The sequence below is a fragment of the Xanthomonas sp. NCPPB 3200 genome, from assembly GCF_056393585.1.
Genome location: NZ_CM150785.1, coordinates 1,098,844 through 1,116,014, shown reverse-complemented (window position 1 = coordinate 1,116,014; position 17,171 = coordinate 1,098,844). Strand labels below are relative to the sequence as shown.

Sequence of the window (17,171 nt, the reverse complement as noted above, 5' to 3'; positions counted from 1 at the left end):
ACGCTGGCGATGCAAGGGACTGCTTACTTGATTTCGACAGTCGCGCCAGCTTCGGTCAGTTCCTTCTTGATCTTCTCGGCTTCGTCCTTCGACGCGCCTTCCTTCAGCATGCCACCGGCTTCGGTCAGATCCTTGGCTTCCTTCAGACCCAGGCCGGTCACGGCGCGGACGGCCTTGATGACGCCGACCTTGTTGGCGCCGCAGTTGGTCAGCACCACGTTGAACTCGGTCTGCTCTTCGACCACGGCAGCCGGGCCAGCTGCAGCAGCAGCGACCGGAGCGGCGGCGGAGACGCCAAACTTTTCTTCGATGGCCTTGACCAGCTCCATCACTTCCATCAGGGACTTCTCGGCGATGGCGTCGACGATCTGTTCGTTGGTAAGGGACATTGTGATTACCTTTAAATGATTTTCTGGATTGGGGTTCTAGCGAACGCTAGGACATCAAGCTTCGGCAGTCTCGGCGACCGGCGCGGCGGCTTCGTCGCCACCACCCTGCTTGTCGCCCACGGCCTTGACGGCACGGGCAAACATGGCAGCCGGTTCGGACAGCACGCGGGCCAGCATGGCCAGGGCCTGATCGCGGGTCGGCAGCGAAGCCAACACGTCGACGTGGCCAGCCGGGAACAGTTCCCCGCCGATGGACACGACCTTTGCCTGCAACTTGTCGTTGCCCTTGGCGAATTCCTTGATCAGGCGACCGGCAGCGCCGGGCTCCTCCATCGAAAACGCATACAGCAAAGGACCGACCAGCTTGTCAGCGACGACAGCGAAATCAGTACCTTCAACGGCGCGCGCAGCCAGGGTGTTCTTGACAACTTTCAAGAACACGCCGGTTTCGCGGGCCTGCTTGCGCATCGCGGTCATCTGGGAGACCGTGATGCCAGCGTATTCGGCGGCGATCAAGGAGTGAGCCTTGGCGGCGATGTCTGCCAGCTCGGCGACTACTTCTTGCTTCTGAGACAGATTGAGAGCCATTGCACTCCTCCGTTAAAGCCGGGATTCGGGATTAGCGATTCGGGATTCGCCAGAGCTGATGAAGCCGCTTCTGCCAATCCCCAATGCCGAATCTCCAATCCCAGCTTCAAACTACTCCGCTCGCGGCTCCTGCCGGTTGCGGTCCAGGGCAGCCTCCTTCCTGGAAGCCGGGAACATCGACCGATGTTCCTTTGGTGGCCGTTCTAGACCTGGAGTGGGCTCGATCCGGGATGTCCCAGACGCGCGTAAACCAGAAAGCTCCAGAAGGGCGACACCATCTACGCCGGCCGGCTCTTGCGAACCTGATTAAGCGATCCCGCTGCATCGACGGCGACTCCTTGCCAAAGCGAGCATCCATGCCCGTCGTCGATCTGCGCTGACCGCGCCTGCGGTCTTTGACGGCTACCGCCGGACATGCCGGCGATCGCCTTCAAAATGTCCGTTACCCCAAAGGAGGGAACGGACTCCCAGCACACGGTGACCCGGGCCGGAAAAACGATGCTGTACTACACAGACGGGTCAGGCCCATGACAGGCCCGACCCATCAGCTCACTTCAGCGCAAGGCTGGACTGGTCGACCGTCACGCCAGGGCCCATCGTCGAGCTGACCGACACCTTCTGCAGGTAGGTCCCCTTCGAGGTGGCCGGCTTGGCCTTGATCAGGTCCAGCAACAGCGCCTGCAGGTTCGACTTCAGCGCTTCGTCATCGAAGCTGGCCTTGCCGATGGTGCAGTGGATGATGCCGGCCTTGTCGGTGCGGTAACGCACCTGACCCGACTTGGCATTCTTGACCGCTTCGCCCGGGTTGGCCGACACGGTGCCGACCTTCGGGTTGGGCATCAGGCCGCGCGGGCCCAGCAGGGTGCCGAGCTTACCGACGACGCGCATCGCGTCCGGGGTGGCGATGACCACGTCGTAGCTCAGATCGCCGGCCTGCATCTTCTCGGCCAGGTCGTCCATGCCCACCGCCTCGGCACCAGCGGCCAGGGCTTCGTCAGCCTTGGCACCGGCCGGCGCGAACACCGCAACGCGCACGCTCTTGCCGGTACCGGCCGGCAGCACGGTGGAACCGCGCACCTGCTGGTCGGACTTCTTGGCGTCCACGCCCAGGCGCACGGCAACGTCGATCGACTCGACGAACTTGGCCTTGGTCACGGTCTTCAGGATCTTGATTGCGTCTTCGAAGGCATAGGTCTTGCCCGGAACGACAGCGGCCGCAATGGCCTTAACGCGCTTGCTCTGTGCCATGTCTTAGCCCTCCACCGTCAAACCCATGCTGCGGGCAGAACCCGCAATCGTGCGCACTGCCGCTTCCAGCTCGGCTGCCGTCAGATCGGCTTCCTTGACCTTGGCGATCTCTTCCAGCTGCTTGCGCGTCACCTTGCCCACCTTGTCGGTGTTGGGGCGCTTGGAGCCGGAGCTCACGCCTGCAGCCTTCTTGAGCAGCACGCTGGCCGGGGTGCTCTTGGTGATGAAGGTGAAGGTACGGTCGGAGTACGCGGTGATGACCACCGGCGTCGGCAGACCTGGCTCCAGCTTGGACGTCGCTGCGTTGAACGCCTTGCAGAATTCCATGATGTTCAGACCGCGCTGACCCAGGGCAGGGCCGACCGGCGGCGCAGGATTGGCCTGACCGGCCTTGACCTGCAACTTGATGTAAGCAGTTATCTTCTTTGCCATTTCGATACTCTCCGGGTGCTAGCGCCTTGACTGCAGGCTCCCCATCGGACCGGGAAATCACGTGTCCCGGCTTCACGTTTCTGACCACACGCAGATGGCTGCCATGCGGCAGCCATTGGTTCCCGGCGGTTCGCCAGGTCAGCGAGCCGCGCACTATAGCAGCATTCAAGTCGGACGCCTAGACGGCGCCCGGCCGGCGTCAGCCCTTCTCGACCTGACCGAACTCGAGCTCGACCGGCGTGGAGCGACCGAAGATGAGCACGGCAACCCGCAGCCTGCTCTTCTCGTAATTGACCTCTTCCACAACGCCATTGAAGTCGTTGAACGGACCGTCGGTGACGCGCACCATCTGACCCGGCTCGAACAGCACCTTCGGACGCGGCTTCTCGACGCCGTCCTGCACACGCTGCAGGATCGCATCGGCCTCTTCGTCGCGAATCGGCAGCGGACGGTCGGCAGTGCCGCCAATGAACCCCATCACCTTGGAAGTTTCCTTCACCAAGTGCCAGCTTTCATTGTCGATGCGCGGGATACCGGCCTCTTCGTGGGTCTCGATCTGCACCAGCACGTAGCCGGGGAAGAACTTGCGCTCGGACCGACGCTTCTGGCCGGCGCGCATTTCGATGACCTCTTCGGTCGGCACCAAGACGTCGCCAAAACGGTCTTCCATCTCGGCACGGGCGATACGGTCACGCAATGCCTGCGCAACGGATTTTTCGAAGCCTGAATAGGCGTGAACGACATACCAACGCTTCACTGCTTGATTCTCCTCAACGAGCCAGGAACCACTGCGTGAGCTTCTGGATGACAAAGTCGAAGCCGCCCAACAGCAAACTCAGAATGATCACAACGACAATCACGACCCAGGTGGTGCGGATGGCTTCCTGACGCGTCGGCCAGACCACCTTGCGCAACTCGAACCTGGATTCGGACATGAATTCACGGGTTTCCCGGCCCTTGCCGGTTCCCAAAAACACGAATGCGCCGGCCACCAGCCCCACGATCACTGCCAGCGCACGCAACTGCGGCGTCCAGGCACCAAACTGGGTGGCGCGCTCGGGCGCAGAAAACCAGAACCACACAAACAACCCCGCGATCACCAGGAGCGCGGAGATGACGTATTTCACGATATCAGCGCTGGCAGCAGACGCGCTTTTGGAAGGCTCGATTTTGCTATTCATCCGGCTCTAGTTACCGATCTGACCCGAATCGCTGGGCCGGAAAGAGGAGTGGCACGCCAGGAGGGACTCGAACCCCCAACCTGCGGTTTTGGAGACCGCTGCTCTGCCAATTGAGCTACTGGCGTATGTACTCGTTTACCGCAAACCCTAAGACAACGAAGGCGGACCGCGGTTCAGCCGGCCCGCCATTCGTTTGGCACCAGCCGCCGCGAGGCGACTGGATGCAGGCACTTACTTGATGATCTTGGCAACCACGCCGGCGCCGACGGTACGACCGCCTTCACGGATGGCGAAGCGCAGACCTTCGTCCATCGCGACCGGGTTGATCAGGGTCACGACCATCTTCACGTTGTCGCCCGGCATCACCATCTCCACGCCTTCCGGCAGCTGGCAGGCGCCAGTGATGTCGGTGGTGCGGAAGTAGAACTGCGGACGATAGCCCTTGAAGAACGGGGTATGACGGCCACCCTCGTCCTTGGACAGCACGTAGACTTCGGCTTCGAACTCGGTATGCGGCTTGATCGAACCCGGCTTGCACAGCACCTGGCCGCGCTCGACGTCGTCACGCTTGGTGCCGCGCAGCAGCAGACCGGCGTTGTCGCCTGCCTGGCCCTGGTCCAGCAGCTTGCGGAACATTTCCACGCCGGTGACGGTGGTCTTCTGGGTGTCGCGGATGCCGACGATTTCGATTTCGTCGCCAACCTTGATGATGCCGCGCTCGATACGACCGGTCACCACGGTGCCGCGGCCGGAGATCGAGAACACGTCTTCGACCGGCATCAGGAACGGACGGTCGACGTCGCGGGTCGGCTCCGGAATGAACGAATCCAGCGCCTCGACCAGCTTCAGGATCGCCGGCACGCCGATGTCGCTCTGGTCGCCGTCCAGCGCCAGACGCGCCGAACCGTGGATGATCGGGGTGTCATCGCCCGGGAAGTCGTACTTGCTGAGCAGCTCGCGCACTTCCATCTCGACCAGCTCGAGCAGCTCGGCGTCGTCGACCATGTCGGCCTTGTTCAGGAACACCACGATGTGCGGCACGCCGACCTGACGCGAGAGCAGGATGTGCTCGCGGGTCTGCGGCATCGGGCCGTCAGCAGCCGAACACACCAGGATCGCGCCGTCCATCTGCGCCGCACCGGTGATCATGTTCTTGACGTAGTCGGCGTGGCCGGGGCAATCGACGTGCGCGTAGTGACGGGTCGGGGACTCGTATTCGACGTGGGCGGTCGAAATCGTGATGCCGCGCGCCTTCTCTTCCGGCGCCGCGTCGATCGCGTCGTACGCCTTGAACTCGCCACCGAAACGCTCAGCACCGATCTTGGTCAGCGCGGCTGTCAACGTGGTCTTGCCATGGTCGACGTGACCGATGGTGCCGACGTTCACGTGCGGCTTGGTGCGCTCAAATTTAGCTTTTGCCATGGGTGCGTGTCTCGGTAATCGTTTGGAGTTGAAGACGATTGAGTAGTGGTGCTCACGAAAGGAATCGAACCTTCGACCTCCTCCTTACCAAGGAGGTGCTCTACCGACTGAGCTACGTGAGCGAGTTTTGTATTATGCCATGCATTTGCGTTCAATGGAGCGGGAGACGGGAATCGAACCCGCACCATCAGCTTGGAAGGCTGAGGTTCTACCGTTGAACTACTCCCGCGCCGGGAACTGCATGCCACAACATGAAACTGGTGGAGGGAGGTGGATTCGAACCACCGAAGGCGTAAGCCAGCAGATTTACAGTCTGCCCCCGTTGGCCGCTTGGGTATCCCTCCAGCTTTTACTACCGGACCGGTGCGCGATGAGGCGAATTCGGTTCGGGGTGAAGCAGCCCGTTATTTTGTTGTGGGATGCATGCGGTGTCAACAAAAATTTTGAGCAGATCGTCAGTGCCGAAGACGCGCGACCATCGGGGTCGCGCGCAACCGGTCAGACGTTGAAGCGGAAGTGCAGCACATCGCCTTCCTGCACGCGGTATTCCTTGCCTTCCAGACGCAAACGCCCGGCGTCGCGCGCACCGGCTTCGCCGCGGTGCTTGATGAAGTCGTCGAAGCCGATCGTCTCGGCGCGGATGAAGCCCTTTTCGAAATCGGTATGGATCACCGCTGCCGCCTGCGGCGCGGTCGAGCCAGCCCTGACCGTCCACGCACGCACTTCCTTGACGCCGGCGGTGAAGTAGGTCTGCAGGCCAAGTAGCTTGTAGGCGGCACGGATGACGCGATTCAGACCCGGCTCGTCCAGACCCAGGTCGGCCAGGAAGGTGTCGCGGTCCTCGTCGTCGAGCTGCGACAGCTCTTCCTCGATCGCTGCCGAGACCGGCACAACTTCCGCACCTTCGGCCAACGCATGCCGACGCACCGCGTCCAGGTGCGGATTGTTCTCGAAACCGTCCTCAAGCACATTGGCGATGTACATCACCGGCTTGAGCGTCAACAGGAACAGGTCGCGCACCAGCGCCTTTTCATCGTCGTCCAGGCCAGCTGCACGCCCCGCCTTGCCATCGGACAGCGCGGCCTGCAACTTGGCCAGCACCGGCTTGCGCGCCGCAGCATCCTTGTCGCCTCCCTTGGCGCTACGCTCGGCACGGTTGAGCGCCTTTTCCACGCTGTCCAGATCGGCCAATGCCAGTTCGGTATCGATGGTTTCGATATCGCTGATCGGGTCGACCTTGTTGTTCACATGGATGACGTCGTCGTTCTCGAAGCAACGCACCACGTGGGTAATCGCGTCGACTTCGCGGATATGCGCCAGGAACTTGTTGCCCAGCCCTTCGCCGCTGGCCGCACCCGCCACCAGGCCGGCGATATCGACGAACTCGACCGCGGTCGGAATCAGTTTCTGCGGCTTGACGATCTCAGCCAGTTGATTGAGGCGCGGATCCGGCACCGGCACGATGCCGACGTTCGGCTCGATGGTGCAGAACGGAAAATTGGCCGCAGCGATGCCCGCCTTGGTCAGCGCATTGAACAGGGTCGACTTGCCGACGTTGGGCAGGCCGACGATGCCGCATTTGATACCCATGGGTTTTCCAGTGAATGGAGAATCGGGAATCGAGAATGGCAAGAGCAACGCTCCTCCCATTCCCGATTCCCCATTCTCTATTTTTCCGTATGCAGGCGCTTCATCGCCTCGTTGAAATTACCTTGCAGTGCCAGCGGCAGGACATCGATGGCCGCGTCCACCGCAGCGCCGATTGCCGCGTCGTCGTCGCGCCCTGCCCGTCCCAGCACCCAAGGCACCACGCGGTCCTTGTGGCCGGGATGGCCGATGCCGATCCGCAAGCGATGGAATTTACCGTGCCCCAGCAGGCGAATGGTGTCGCGCAGGCCATTCTGGCCGCCGTGACCGCCATCGAACTTGAGCCGCGCGATGCCCGGCGCAAGATCCAGTTCGTCGTGTGCAACGAGCAGTTGCTCCGGCTCGATTTTCCAGAACCGCAACGCGGCGGTGATCGATTTGCCGCTGAGATTCATGAAGGTGGCCGGCTTGAGCAGCCAGACCGATTGCCCGGCGATCTCGACCTTTGCGGTCTCGCCGAACAACTTGGCGTCCAGCCCCCAGCGCACGCCATGGCGTTCGACGAGGGCATCGACGAAACGAAACCCGGCGTTGTGCCGGGTTTGCGCGTGTTCCGGACCGGGATTCCCGAGTCCGACAATCAGGCGGAGTGCAGACATGCCAGTGACCGCAGCCGATCCCGCGCAGTGCGAGGGATCGGCCGACGGCTTACTTGGTCTCGGCGCCTTCGCTGCCTTCTTCACCGGCAGCGTCTTCTTCCTCGATCCGCACGTGCTTGGCAGCAACCACCGCCACGTCGTGCTCCTTGCCCAGCTTCAGCTCCGGAATTTCCACACCGGCCGGCAGCTTGATCTCGGACAAGTGGATCACGTTGCCCACTTCCAGGGCACCGAGGTCCACTTCAATGAACTCCGGCAGATCCTTCGGCAGGCAGACCACCTGAACTTCGTTGAGTTCGTGGGTCACGACCACTTCGCTGGACTTACCGGCCGGCGAGGCCGCTTCGTTGATGAAGTGCAGCGGCACGGCGGCGCTGAGCTTCTCGTTGGCGCTGACGCGCTGGAAGTCGATGTGGATGATCAGCTGCTTGAACGGATGGCGCTGCATGTCACGCAGCAGCACCTGCTGCACGTCGCCATTGAGGTTCAGGTCGAGGATCGACGAGTAGAACCACTCGTTCTGCTGGGCAAGCCAGATCTGCTCGTGGTTGAGCTGGATGCTGACCGGCTCGAGTTCGCCACCGTAAACGATGGCCGGAATGACGCCAGCGTGACGTAGGCGGCGGCTCGCACCCTTCCCCTCGTTCGCGCGGCGCTCGACCTTGATTTCGTGAGTCTTTGCCATGTTGTTTCACTACCTAGATTGGAATACCGCCTCGCGGCGATGAAGCGTCTCACCCGCGACCAGGCGAGACGTGGTACCGGCACCCGGAACTCCGGGCACCGAATGCGGCATCAGTCGACGTAGAGCGAACTCACCGACTCGCCGAAGGCGATGCGGCGAATGGTCTCGGCCAGCAGTTCGGCCACGCTCAGCTGACGAATCTTGGCGCAGGTGCGCGCAGCTTCGTTCAGCGGAATCGTGTCGGTGACCACCAGCTCGTCGAGCTGCGAATTGTTGATGTTGTCCACTGCCGGGCCGGACAGCACCGGGTGGGTGATGTAGGCCACCACCTTGAGCGCGCCGCGCTGCTTCAGCGCGGCAGCGGCGGCGCACAGGGTACCGGCGGTGTCGACCAGATCGTCAACCAGCACGCAGGTCTTGCCCTGCACATCGCCGATGATGTTCATCACCGTGGCGACGTTGGCGCGCGGACGGCGCTTGTCGATGATGGCCAGATCCGCATCGTCCAGGCGCTTGGCGACGGCGCGCGCGCGCACCACGCCGCCCACGTCAGGCGATACCACGATCAGGTTGTCGGTGCCGTAGGCGCGCCAGATGTCGGCCAGCAGCAGCGGCGAGGCATAGACGTTATCGACCGGCACGTCGAAGAAGCCCTGGATCTGGTCGGCGTGCAGATCGACCGTCAACACGCGGTCGGCCTCCATTGCGCAGATCATCTTGGCGGCGACCTTGGCGGTGATCGGCACGCGCGAGGAGCGCATGCGGCGGTCCTGGCGCGAGTAGCCGAAGTACGGGATGACCGCGGTCACCGACGCGGCGCTGGCGCGCTTGAGCGCGTCGATCAGCACCAGCAACTCCATCAGGTTTTCCGCGCTCGGCGCGCAGGTCGGCTGGATCACGAACACTTCCTGCCGGCGCACGCTTTCTTCGATCTCGACCTGCACCTCGCCATCGGAGAAGCGCGTGACCAGCGCCTTGCCCATGCGAACGCCGAGCTCCTTGCAGATGCTCAGGGCAAGCGGCTTGTTGGCATTGCCGGAGAACACCAGCAGGTTACGTTGGTCTTGCATGGGATCTCTCGGGCGGCGGCAAAGAGCGTGCGGGCGATGATGGAGCTGGACAAAGCCGACCAAATGCCGGGCTTCTTGTTCAATCCCCGCACATGGATGTGCGGGCTGTTGCAGAGGGACCTGCATATACGGCTGTTGCAGGGGACCTGCATGTACGACTGTTGCAGAGGGACCTGCATCAACAACTGGCAGGGGCGGTAGGATTCGAACCTACGAATGCCAGGATCAAAACCTGGTGCCTTGGGCCTCTTGGCGACGCCCCTGCATCAAACCTGTCTCGCGTGCAGCGCGTCGAGCAGTGGCGAGTGCGCTGCACCTTCCACGACCCACGCCCTCAGGCTGTCCGGCAACTGCGCCATGGCCTGCTCTGCAGCAGCGCCCGTGGCGAATTCGACGAAACACCCGCTCCCCGACCCGGTCAAGCGCGGCGTCCCAATCCTGGACAGCGCCTGGAACACTGCCTCGATGGCGGGTTCACGGCGCCGCAGGACCGGCTCGAACGCATTGTCGAGCAGGGAACCCGAAGCGAAGTCCGCTATTTTCACGGGCGCGGCATCCCGCGTCAATTCCCGTGATTGAAATAAGACCGGGGTGGGCACGTGAATTCCCGGATCGACCAGCACGTAGGACGCCGCCGGAAGACCGATCGGGGTCAGTCGCTCGCCGACACCCTCGGCCCAGGCATTGTGACCGCGCACGAACACCGGCACGTCGGCGCCCAACCGCAGCCCCAACTCGGCCAGTGTCTGGACCGGCAAGCCCAGGCCCCACAAGGCATTCAGCGCGACCAGCACGGTGGCGGCGTCCGACGATCCGCCGCCGAAGCCGCCGCCGGCGGGGATGCGCTTGTCGACCCGGATGTCGGCGCCGGCCTGCGTGCCCGCGCTGGATTGCAGCAGGCGCGCGGCCCGGATGACCAGGTCATCGTCTTCCGCCACGCCGGGCAGGCTGTCGCCGATGCGCCGGATCAGCCCGTCGTTGCGCACACGAAGATGAATGGTATCCCCCCAGTCCAGCAGCCGGAACACGGTCTGCAGCAGGTGGTAGCCATCGGCGCGGCGCCCGACAATCTGCAGGAACAGGTTGAGCTTGGCCGGCGCAGGCCACGCCGACCAGCCCGTCTCCACCGCGGACATCAGGGCGATACCGTCCATTGATCGACCAACAGGCGCACCTTGGCCTCGCCGTTGCGGGCTTCGATGCGCTGCGGCAGCTCGGGTTGCCCGGCGCCGGCCGGCGCCCAGGCGAGAAAGTCGATGGTCCAGCCATCCTGCTGCACGGTACGCGGTCGCCCGGCCGCATCCAGATCGGCGCGTTCGGCGCCCGTGTCGGCGATGCGCAGCGCGCGCACCCAGTCCGGCATCTGGTTGACCGGGATGGTCCACCCGGTCGCTTCCAGCAGCACCTGCTCGGCATCCGGACCGCTGCGCGGGCCGCCCTCCAGCCCTTCCAGGCGTCCGGCGCCGCTGGCGGTGTCGCCAGTGAGCACCCAACTCTGCCGGGTTACCGGCGCACTGAGCTGCACGCGATACTGCGCACCGTCCTGCTGCCAGTCGATGCGGCCGCTACCACCATTGCTGCCCTTGCTGATCGCCACCCGGCCCTGGAACGACCAGGCAGGATGCGTCTGCAGCCAGGCCTGGCGTGCGGCTTCGGCCTGCCGCGCACCCTCGGAAACCTGCGCGACCACTGCGGCGCCACCGCCCTGCCCGCGCGGCACGCTGACGCAGGCCGACAGCCCGACCAGCACCAGCCCGCTCAGGGCCAGTGTTCGGATCGTCCCGCTCATAGCCCGAATTTTTCCACGGCGCGTTGCAGCGCGCGGTTGTCCGGATCCAGACGCCGTGCCTCATCGAAGTAGCGCCGCGCTTCGTCCTGCTTGCCGCTGACCCACAGCACCTCGCCCACGTGCGCGGCGATTTCCGGGTCCTTGACCAGCGCCCAGGCGCGGCGCAGCTGCACCAGGGCTTCCTTGGTGCGGCCCATGCGATACAGCACCCAGCCGTAGCTGTCGACGATGGCCGGGTTGTCCGGGTCGGCGGTGCGGGCGCGGTCGATCAGCGCCAGCGCTTCCTTGTAGCGGGTGGTGCGGTCGGCCAGGGTGTAGCCCAGCGCGTTCAGCGCCGCCACGTTTTCCGGTTCGGCCACCAGGATCTTGCGCAGGTCGGCCTCGGCACGCGCGACATCGTCGCGGCGCTCCCAGGCCAGGCCGCGGGCGTACAGCAGCGCGCCGTCGTCCGGATAGGCGGCCAGGCCGCGCTCGAAGGCATCCAGTTCACCCGCTGCGTCGTCGGCGCGCTGGTGCAGCTCGGCTTCGAGCACATAGGCGTCGCGACGCGCGTCGTCGTCGGCAGTGGCATCGCTCTGCAATGCGCGCGCTTCGGCGAGCGCCTCGGGCTTGCGGCCCAGCTCGTACAGGGCGCTGGCGGCGCGCAGGCGCGCTTCGCTCAGCTGCGAGCCGCCGGGCACGCCGCGATACCATTCCACCGCCTCGTCGTAGCGCTTGAGGAATTCGGCGATCTTGCCGAGCAGCAGGCGGCGGTCGGGGTCGGGCTTGGCGGCATTGCTCTTGAGCTCGCCGTACAGCGCCTCCAGCGCCGTGCGATCCTTTTCCTTGGCCAGCATGGAGGCACGCAGCCCGTAGGTCTGGGTGTCCTGCGGCCCGGTCGACAACACCCGTGCGGCGGCTTCGGTCTGCCCCATGGCGTCGTAGGCAAATGCCAGCGCGCCACGCAGCTCGGAATCCTTGACCGCCTGCGGCTCGACATTCTTCAGCAGTGCCAGCGCTTCGTCGTTCTTGCCTTCCTGCTGCAGCTGGGTGGCGTGCAACAAGGCCACGCGCGGCTCTTCGGGGAAGCGGCGCACCACTTCGTCGACGATGCGCTTGGCCAGCGCCGGGCGCTCCATGCGCAGGGCGAGCCGGCCGAATTCCTGCCAGGCTTCGATCTGATTGGGGATGGCGCCGGCCTTGACCAGGTCCTCGAGCACGTCGGCGGAGGCTTCCGGCTCGCGCCCGCCATTGGCCAGGGCGATCAGGGCGAAGCGCCAGCCGCGCGGGTCTGGCTCCTTGAGCAGGCCGAGCAGATCACGGCGGGCGGTACGCAGGTCGTTGCGGCGCAAGGCCAGCGAGGCTTCGGTACTGCGCATGGACATCGACGAGGGTGCGCGTGAGCGCCACAGCGCCAGGGCCTCGATCGCACGCGGGTCGTCGTTGGCCAGCATGGCGATGCGGGCGGCGCGTTCGGCCAGCCCGGCGTCGCCGGCCTCGGCCTTGGCGGCGTCCAGGTAGGCGCGGGCGGCATCGTCCAACTGCCCGGCCTGCAAGGCGAATTCGCCGGCGAGCACCGGCTCCAGCGAGGTGGCGCCGGCGCGACCGGGCGGCGGCGCGGGCGGTGCTTTCTTGGGTGCTGCAGTGGCGCTGGCGGAGACTGCGACCAGCAAAAGAACACACAGGATGCGAATCGGTACAGGCATCGGGGGCAACCGGGCCGTAAAATGGGGCCCTGAATGGCCGCCAGCTTATCGCAAGCAACTGAACAATGACGTTGTGGGTGCTCGGACTGAATCACCAGACCGCACCTGTGGACCTGCGCGAACGCGCGGCGTTCGCAGGTGACGCGTTGCCGCGCGCGCTCGAATCCCTGCGCGCGTTGCCGCAGGTGCGCGAGGCCGCGCTGCTGTCCACCTGCAACCGCACCGAGCTGTATGCGATGTCCGACGACCCGCACAGCCTGGTGACCTGGCTGGAAACCCATGCGCCGGGCTTGAGTGGTTACCTCTATCAGCATCAGGAGGAAGCGGCGGTGCGCCACCTGTTCCGCGTCGCCACCGGGCTGGACTCGATGGTGCTGGGCGAGCCGCAGATCCTGGGCCAGGTGAAGGATGCCTGGGCAGTGGCCCGTGCACATGGCGCGCTGGGTAGCGGGCTGGACCGCCTGTTTCAGCAGACCTTCTCGGTCGCCAAGCGGGCGCGCACCGATACCCGCGTCGGTGCCAATCCGGTGTCGGTGGCCTCCACTGCGGTACGACTGGCGCAGGAATCCTTCGCGCGGCTCAACGAATCCACCGTGCTGCTGATCGGCGCGGGCGAAACCATCGAGCTGGCAGCCAAGCATCTGAGCGAAGGCCGCGTGCGCCGCTTGTTGATCGCCAATCGCACGCTTGCGCATGCACAGACGCTGGCCAGCCAGCACGGCGGTTACGCCCTGCCGCTGACCGATCTGGACCGCCATCTGGCCGAAGCCGACGTGGTGTTCTCGGCCACCGCCGCGCGCGAGCCGATCGTGACGCGGGTGCAGGTGGAACAGGCACTGCGCGCGCGCAAGCGCAAGCCGATGCTGCTGTTCGACCTGGCGGTGCCGCGCGACATCGAAGCCTCGGTGGCCGAACTCGGCGACGCCTACCTGTACACGGTGGACGACCTGGAACGCGCGGTGGAAGACAACCGCCGCGGCCGCCGTGAAGCCGCCGACCAGGCCGAAGCCATCATCGACCTGCAGGTGGCACGCTATGTCGAGACCTTGCAGGCCAACGCGCGCCAGGCGCCGCTGAAGCGCTTGCGCGCGTTCGGCGACAGTACCCGCGACGAACTGCTGGCCAAGGCGCGCCAGCAATTGCACAACGGCAAGCCGGCCGACGAAGTACTGGAACAGCTGGCGCACGCGCTGACCAACCGGCTGCTGCATCCGCCCACTGCCGCGCTGCGCGATGCCGCGCTCAACAACGACCTGGAATTGACCAGCGCGGCCGACCGGCTGTTCCCGGAAAAACCGGGTTGCCAACATCCCCCTGTAGCCACCCCGATCGTGAGGACCGATGACGCCGACCCTGCGCCGTAAGCTCGAAGCGCTGGCCGAGCGCCGCGAAGAACTGCAGCACCTGCTCTCCGACCCCGATGTGGTCAACAACAACGACAGGTTCCGCGCGCTGTCGCGCGAACTGTCGCAGCTGGAGCCGGTGGCCGTGGCCCTGGAAGACGAAGCGCGCGCCAAGGCCGACCTGAGCGCGGCCGAAGCGATGCGCAACGATCCGGAGATGCGCGAGCTGGCCGAAGAGGAGATCGCCGTCGCACAGGCGCGCCTGGAAGAACTGGATGCGCAACTGGCCTTGCTGCTGGTGCCGCGCGACCCGCGCGATGACGGCAACCTGTTCCTGGAAGTACGCGCCGGTACCGGTGGCGACGAGGCGGCGATCTTTGCCGGCGACCTGTTCCGCATGTACGCGCGCTATGCCGAGCGCCAGGGCTGGAAGGTGGAAATCGAATCCGACAGCCCCGGCGAGCACGGCGGCTACAAGGAAGTGGTGGCACGGGTGGTCGGACGCGGCGCATATTCGCGACTGAAATTCGAATCCGGCACCCATCGTGTGCAGCGCGTGCCGGCGACCGAGTCGCAGGGCCGCATCCACACCTCGGCGGCGACGGTGGCGATCATTCCCGAAGCCGACGATGTGGAAGAGATCGTGATCAACCCGGCCGACCTGAAGGTGGACACCTTCCGCTCGTCCGGTGCCGGCGGCCAGCACGTCAACAAGACCGAGTCGGCGATCCGCATCACCCATGTGCCCAGCGGCGTGGTGGTGGAATGCCAGACCGAGCGCAGCCAGCACGCCAACCGCGACAAGGCGATGAAGCGGCTGAAGGCGCAATTGGTGGAAGCCGAACGCAGCAAGGCGGCCGCCGCCGAAGCGCAGACGCGCAAGTTGCAGGTCGGCAGCGGCGACCGCAGCCAGCGCATCCGCACCTACAGCTTCCCGCAGGGCCGCATCACCGACCACCGCGTGGAAGGCCTGACGCTGTACGACCTGCCCAACATCATCGAAGGCGATCTGGATGCACTGATCGCACGACTGCTGCACGAGCATCAGGCCGACGAACTGGCACGGTTGAGCGACAGCCCGTGAGTGCGCAGGTCCCGCGCGAGCTGCTGCAGCTGCGCGAGGCGGTGCGACGCCAGCCGGGCGACTTCATCGCATGGCTGATGCTGGCCGATGCCGAGCTCGGCATGGGCGCAATCGTTGCAGGCGAGGCCGCGGTACAACGCGCGCTTGCACTGCAGCCAGGCCATCCGGAAGCGGTGGCGCGGCTTGGCCGGGTGCGCTGGACGCAGCAACGGCATGCCGACGCGGCAGCGTTGTTGCAGCAGGCATCGGACCTGGTGCCGCAACATCCGGGCATCGCGCTGTGGCTGGGGCATGCATTGGAAGATGCAGGCCAGGCCGAAGCTGCCGCGGCCGCGTATACGCGTGCGCACCAGTTGCTGCCCGATGAGCCGTATATCGCTGCGCAACTGCTCAACTGGCGACGCCGCCTGTGCGACTGGCGTGAGCTGGATGCGCTCGCTGCGCAGGTGCGCAGTGCCGTGGCGCAGGGCGCTGCCGCGGTGGAACCGTTCGCCTTCCTGAGCGAGGACACCAGCGCTGCCGAACAGCTGGCATGTGCACGGACGCGCGCCCAGGCAGTCGCTGCGATGTTGCGCCCGCTACCGCCGACTGCCATGCGCAGCCAGGGCGGGTTGCGGCTCGGCTTCGTTTCCAACGGCTTTGGTGCGCATCCCACCGGCTTGCTGACGGTCGCGCTGTTCGAAGCGCTGAAGCGCCGGCAGCCGGCGCTGCAACTGCATCTGTTCGCCACCAGCCATGACGACCGCAGCGAGATCCGCGCGCGCCTGGCGCAAGCCACCACGCTGCACGATGTCACCGCGCTCGGGCACCTGGCCACCGCGCAGCACATCCGCGACCAGGGCATCGATCTGCTGTTCGACCTGCGCGGCTGGGGCGGTGGTGGGCGCCCGGAAGTGTTCGCACTGCGGCCGGCGCCGCTGCAGCTCAACTGGCTGGCATATCCGGGCACGTCGGGCGCGCCGTGGATGGACTATGTGCTGGGCGATGCGTTTGCGCTGCCGCCGTCGCTGGAGCCGTTCTACCGCGAGCGCGTGCTGCGCCTGAACGGTGCGTTTCAGCCGTCGGACACCTCGCGCGTGGTCGCCGAGCCGCCGCCGCGGGCGCAGTGCGGCCTGCCCGAGCATGGCGTGGTGCTGTGCTGCTTCAACAACAGCTACAAGCTCAATCCCCGCAGCATGGCGCGCATGCTGGCGGTGTTGCGTGCGGTGCCGGGCAGCGTGCTGTGGCTGTTGTCCGGACCGGGCGAGGCCGACGCACGCCTGCGTGCGGTGGCGCAGACGCAAGGCGTGGCTGCGCAGCGCCTGGTGTTCATGCCGAAGCTGCCGCACGCGCAGTATCTGGCGCGCTACCGGCATGCGGACCTGTTCCTGGATACGCATCCGTACAACGCGCATACCACCGCATCGGATGCCTTATGGGCCGGTTGCCCGGTGTTGACCACGCCCGGCGAGACATTTGCCGCGCGCGTGGCCGGCAGCCTGAATCATCATCTGGGCCTGGATGAGATGAATGTGGCCGATGACGCTGCGTTCGTTGCCAAGGCGGTGGCGTTGGCGGGTGATCCAGCGGCATTGAGTGCGCTGCGTGCGCGGGTGGCGGAGCGTCGGCGCGAGTCGGGCGTGTTCGATATGGATGGGTTTGCCGACGGGTTCGCGGATCTGATGCAAGCACTCGCGCGCCAACATGGTTGGTTGGGTAACTAGCGGGCTGCTTGCCTTTTCAAGGTAGATGGCTGTCTTCCGCTGTACTCCACCCAAACCCGCGCGTCCGTGCCCCGGCCCGCGCTTGCGGCGCGGGCGGTCCAAGGCACGCGCGCCCAGCTGTCCCTCCTCGCCCCTGCGGGAGAGGTGCTTGAAAGCGTCATTGAGTTTCTTCAAGACCTTTTCAGGTCATGGAAACAACGTGCAGAGCGGCAGCGTGGCCGGGGATTGGCGGAGAGCGGCACAGGGATGTGCCGCGGCGGCGAGTCAGACAGGATGTCTGCCGAGCCGAGGAGCCGATCACCGGCC

Annotated in this window: 17 protein-coding genes and 5 tRNA genes; 3 read left to right on the top strand and 19 right to left on the bottom strand. The window is 65.3% G+C overall.

Annotated features, from left to right (window positions below):
- Nucleotides 1-23: 23 nt before the first annotated feature.
- From rplL to AC06DU_RS04680, 19 genes are all read right to left on the bottom strand, one after another.
- The gene (gene rplL, locus AC06DU_RS04770) at nt 24-389 is read right to left on the bottom strand and encodes a 50S ribosomal protein L7/L12 (protein WP_008574194.1); all 366 of its coding nucleotides are present in this window, start codon (nt 387-389) and stop codon (nt 24-26) included.
- A gap of 54 nt (nt 390-443) precedes the next feature.
- The gene (gene rplJ, locus AC06DU_RS04765; protein ID WP_016900680.1) at nt 444-977 is read right to left on the bottom strand and encodes a 50S ribosomal protein L10; all 534 of its coding nucleotides are present in this window, start codon (nt 975-977) and stop codon (nt 444-446) included.
- Nucleotides 978-1,526: 549 nt separating this feature from the next.
- On the bottom strand, nt 1,527-2,225 hold the full coding sequence (gene rplA, locus AC06DU_RS04760; RefSeq protein ID WP_016900681.1) for a 50S ribosomal protein L1: 699 nt from the start codon (nt 2,223-2,225) through the stop codon (nt 1,527-1,529).
- Between the two features lie 3 nt (nt 2,226-2,228).
- Nucleotides 2,229-2,657 (bottom strand): 50S ribosomal protein L11, encoded by a 429-nt coding sequence (rplK, locus tag AC06DU_RS04755; protein WP_046345810.1) that lies wholly within the window; start codon nt 2,655-2,657, stop codon nt 2,229-2,231.
- Between the two features lie 199 nt (nt 2,658-2,856).
- Nucleotides 2,857-3,414: a transcription termination/antitermination protein NusG gene (gene nusG, locus AC06DU_RS04750; protein WP_047128216.1), complete on the bottom strand. Its 558-nt coding sequence runs from the start codon at nt 3,412-3,414 to the stop codon at nt 2,857-2,859.
- A gap of 13 nt (nt 3,415-3,427) precedes the next feature.
- A complete protein-coding gene (secE, locus tag AC06DU_RS04745) occupies nt 3,428-3,838 on the bottom strand; it encodes a preprotein translocase subunit SecE (protein ID WP_016900684.1) in 411 nt (136 codons plus the stop codon).
- Nucleotides 3,839-3,887: 49 nt separating this feature from the next.
- Nucleotides 3,888-3,963 (bottom strand) — tRNA-Trp (locus AC06DU_RS04740).
- 106 nt (nt 3,964-4,069) lie between these two features.
- Nucleotides 4,070-5,260 carry an elongation factor Tu gene (gene tuf, locus AC06DU_RS04735; protein WP_003486726.1) on the bottom strand — a complete coding sequence of 397 codons (1,191 nt, stop codon included), beginning with the start codon at nt 5,258-5,260 and terminating at the stop codon, nt 4,070-4,072.
- A 46-nt stretch (nt 5,261-5,306) separates the two neighbouring features.
- A tRNA-Thr gene (locus AC06DU_RS04730) sits at nt 5,307-5,382 on the bottom strand.
- A gap of 33 nt (nt 5,383-5,415) precedes the next feature.
- Nucleotides 5,416-5,489 (bottom strand) — tRNA-Gly (locus AC06DU_RS04725).
- A 29-nt stretch (nt 5,490-5,518) separates the two neighbouring features.
- Nucleotides 5,519-5,604, bottom strand: a tRNA-Tyr gene (locus AC06DU_RS04720).
- 154 nt (nt 5,605-5,758) lie between these two features.
- On the bottom strand, nt 5,759-6,850 hold the full coding sequence (ychF, locus tag AC06DU_RS04715) for a redox-regulated ATPase YchF (RefSeq protein ID WP_054591844.1): 1,092 nt from the start codon (nt 6,848-6,850) through the stop codon (nt 5,759-5,761).
- A 77-nt stretch (nt 6,851-6,927) separates the two neighbouring features.
- Nucleotides 6,928-7,506, bottom strand: coding sequence for an aminoacyl-tRNA hydrolase (gene pth, locus AC06DU_RS04710; protein ID WP_102252621.1), 579 nt, complete (start codon nt 7,504-7,506; stop codon nt 6,928-6,930).
- A gap of 49 nt (nt 7,507-7,555) precedes the next feature.
- Nucleotides 7,556-8,191 carry a 50S ribosomal protein L25/general stress protein Ctc gene (locus tag AC06DU_RS04705; RefSeq protein WP_016900688.1) on the bottom strand — a complete coding sequence of 212 codons (636 nt, stop codon included), beginning with the start codon at nt 8,189-8,191 and terminating at the stop codon, nt 7,556-7,558.
- A 110-nt stretch (nt 8,192-8,301) separates the two neighbouring features.
- Nucleotides 8,302-9,261: a ribose-phosphate diphosphokinase gene (locus AC06DU_RS04700; RefSeq protein WP_002811729.1), complete on the bottom strand. Its 960-nt coding sequence runs from the start codon at nt 9,259-9,261 to the stop codon at nt 8,302-8,304.
- Between the two features lie 186 nt (nt 9,262-9,447).
- Nucleotides 9,448-9,524: transfer RNA gene (locus AC06DU_RS04695), tRNA-Gln, on the bottom strand.
- 3 nt (nt 9,525-9,527) lie between these two features.
- Complete coding sequence (gene ispE, locus AC06DU_RS04690; protein WP_478203703.1) at nt 9,528-10,415, bottom strand: 4-(cytidine 5'-diphospho)-2-C-methyl-D-erythritol kinase; 888 nt, start codon at nt 10,413-10,415, stop codon at nt 9,528-9,530.
- Nucleotides 10,397-11,050 carry a lipoprotein insertase outer membrane protein LolB gene (gene lolB, locus AC06DU_RS04685; protein ID WP_478203701.1) on the bottom strand — a complete coding sequence of 218 codons (654 nt, stop codon included), beginning with the start codon at nt 11,048-11,050 and terminating at the stop codon, nt 10,397-10,399. Before lolB ends, ispE begins: the two co-directional genes overlap by 19 nt.
- Nucleotides 11,047-12,735: a tetratricopeptide repeat protein gene (locus tag AC06DU_RS04680; protein ID WP_478203700.1), complete on the bottom strand. Its 1,689-nt coding sequence runs from the start codon at nt 12,733-12,735 to the stop codon at nt 11,047-11,049. The genes lolB and AC06DU_RS04680 overlap by 4 nt, the downstream gene beginning before the upstream one ends.
- Nucleotides 12,736-12,800: 65 nt before the next feature.
- Here AC06DU_RS04680 and hemA point away from each other — a divergent pair, with 65 nt between their 5' ends.
- From hemA to AC06DU_RS04665, 3 genes are read left to right on the top strand one after another with little or no spacing between them, the layout of a single operon-like run.
- Nucleotides 12,801-14,099, top strand: a complete 1,299-nt coding sequence (gene hemA / locus AC06DU_RS04675; RefSeq protein ID WP_478203699.1) for a glutamyl-tRNA reductase — start codon at nt 12,801-12,803, stop codon at nt 14,097-14,099.
- A complete protein-coding gene (prfA, locus tag AC06DU_RS04670) occupies nt 14,077-15,162 on the top strand; it encodes a peptide chain release factor 1 (protein WP_184381360.1) in 1,086 nt (361 codons plus the stop codon). Before hemA ends, prfA begins: the two co-directional genes overlap by 23 nt.
- Entirely contained in the window at nt 15,159-16,865 is a 1,707-nt protein-coding gene (locus AC06DU_RS04665) for an O-linked N-acetylglucosamine transferase, SPINDLY family protein (protein WP_478203698.1), read from the top strand. The genes prfA and AC06DU_RS04665 overlap by 4 nt, the downstream gene beginning before the upstream one ends.
- Nucleotides 16,866-17,171 lie beyond the last annotated feature (306 nt).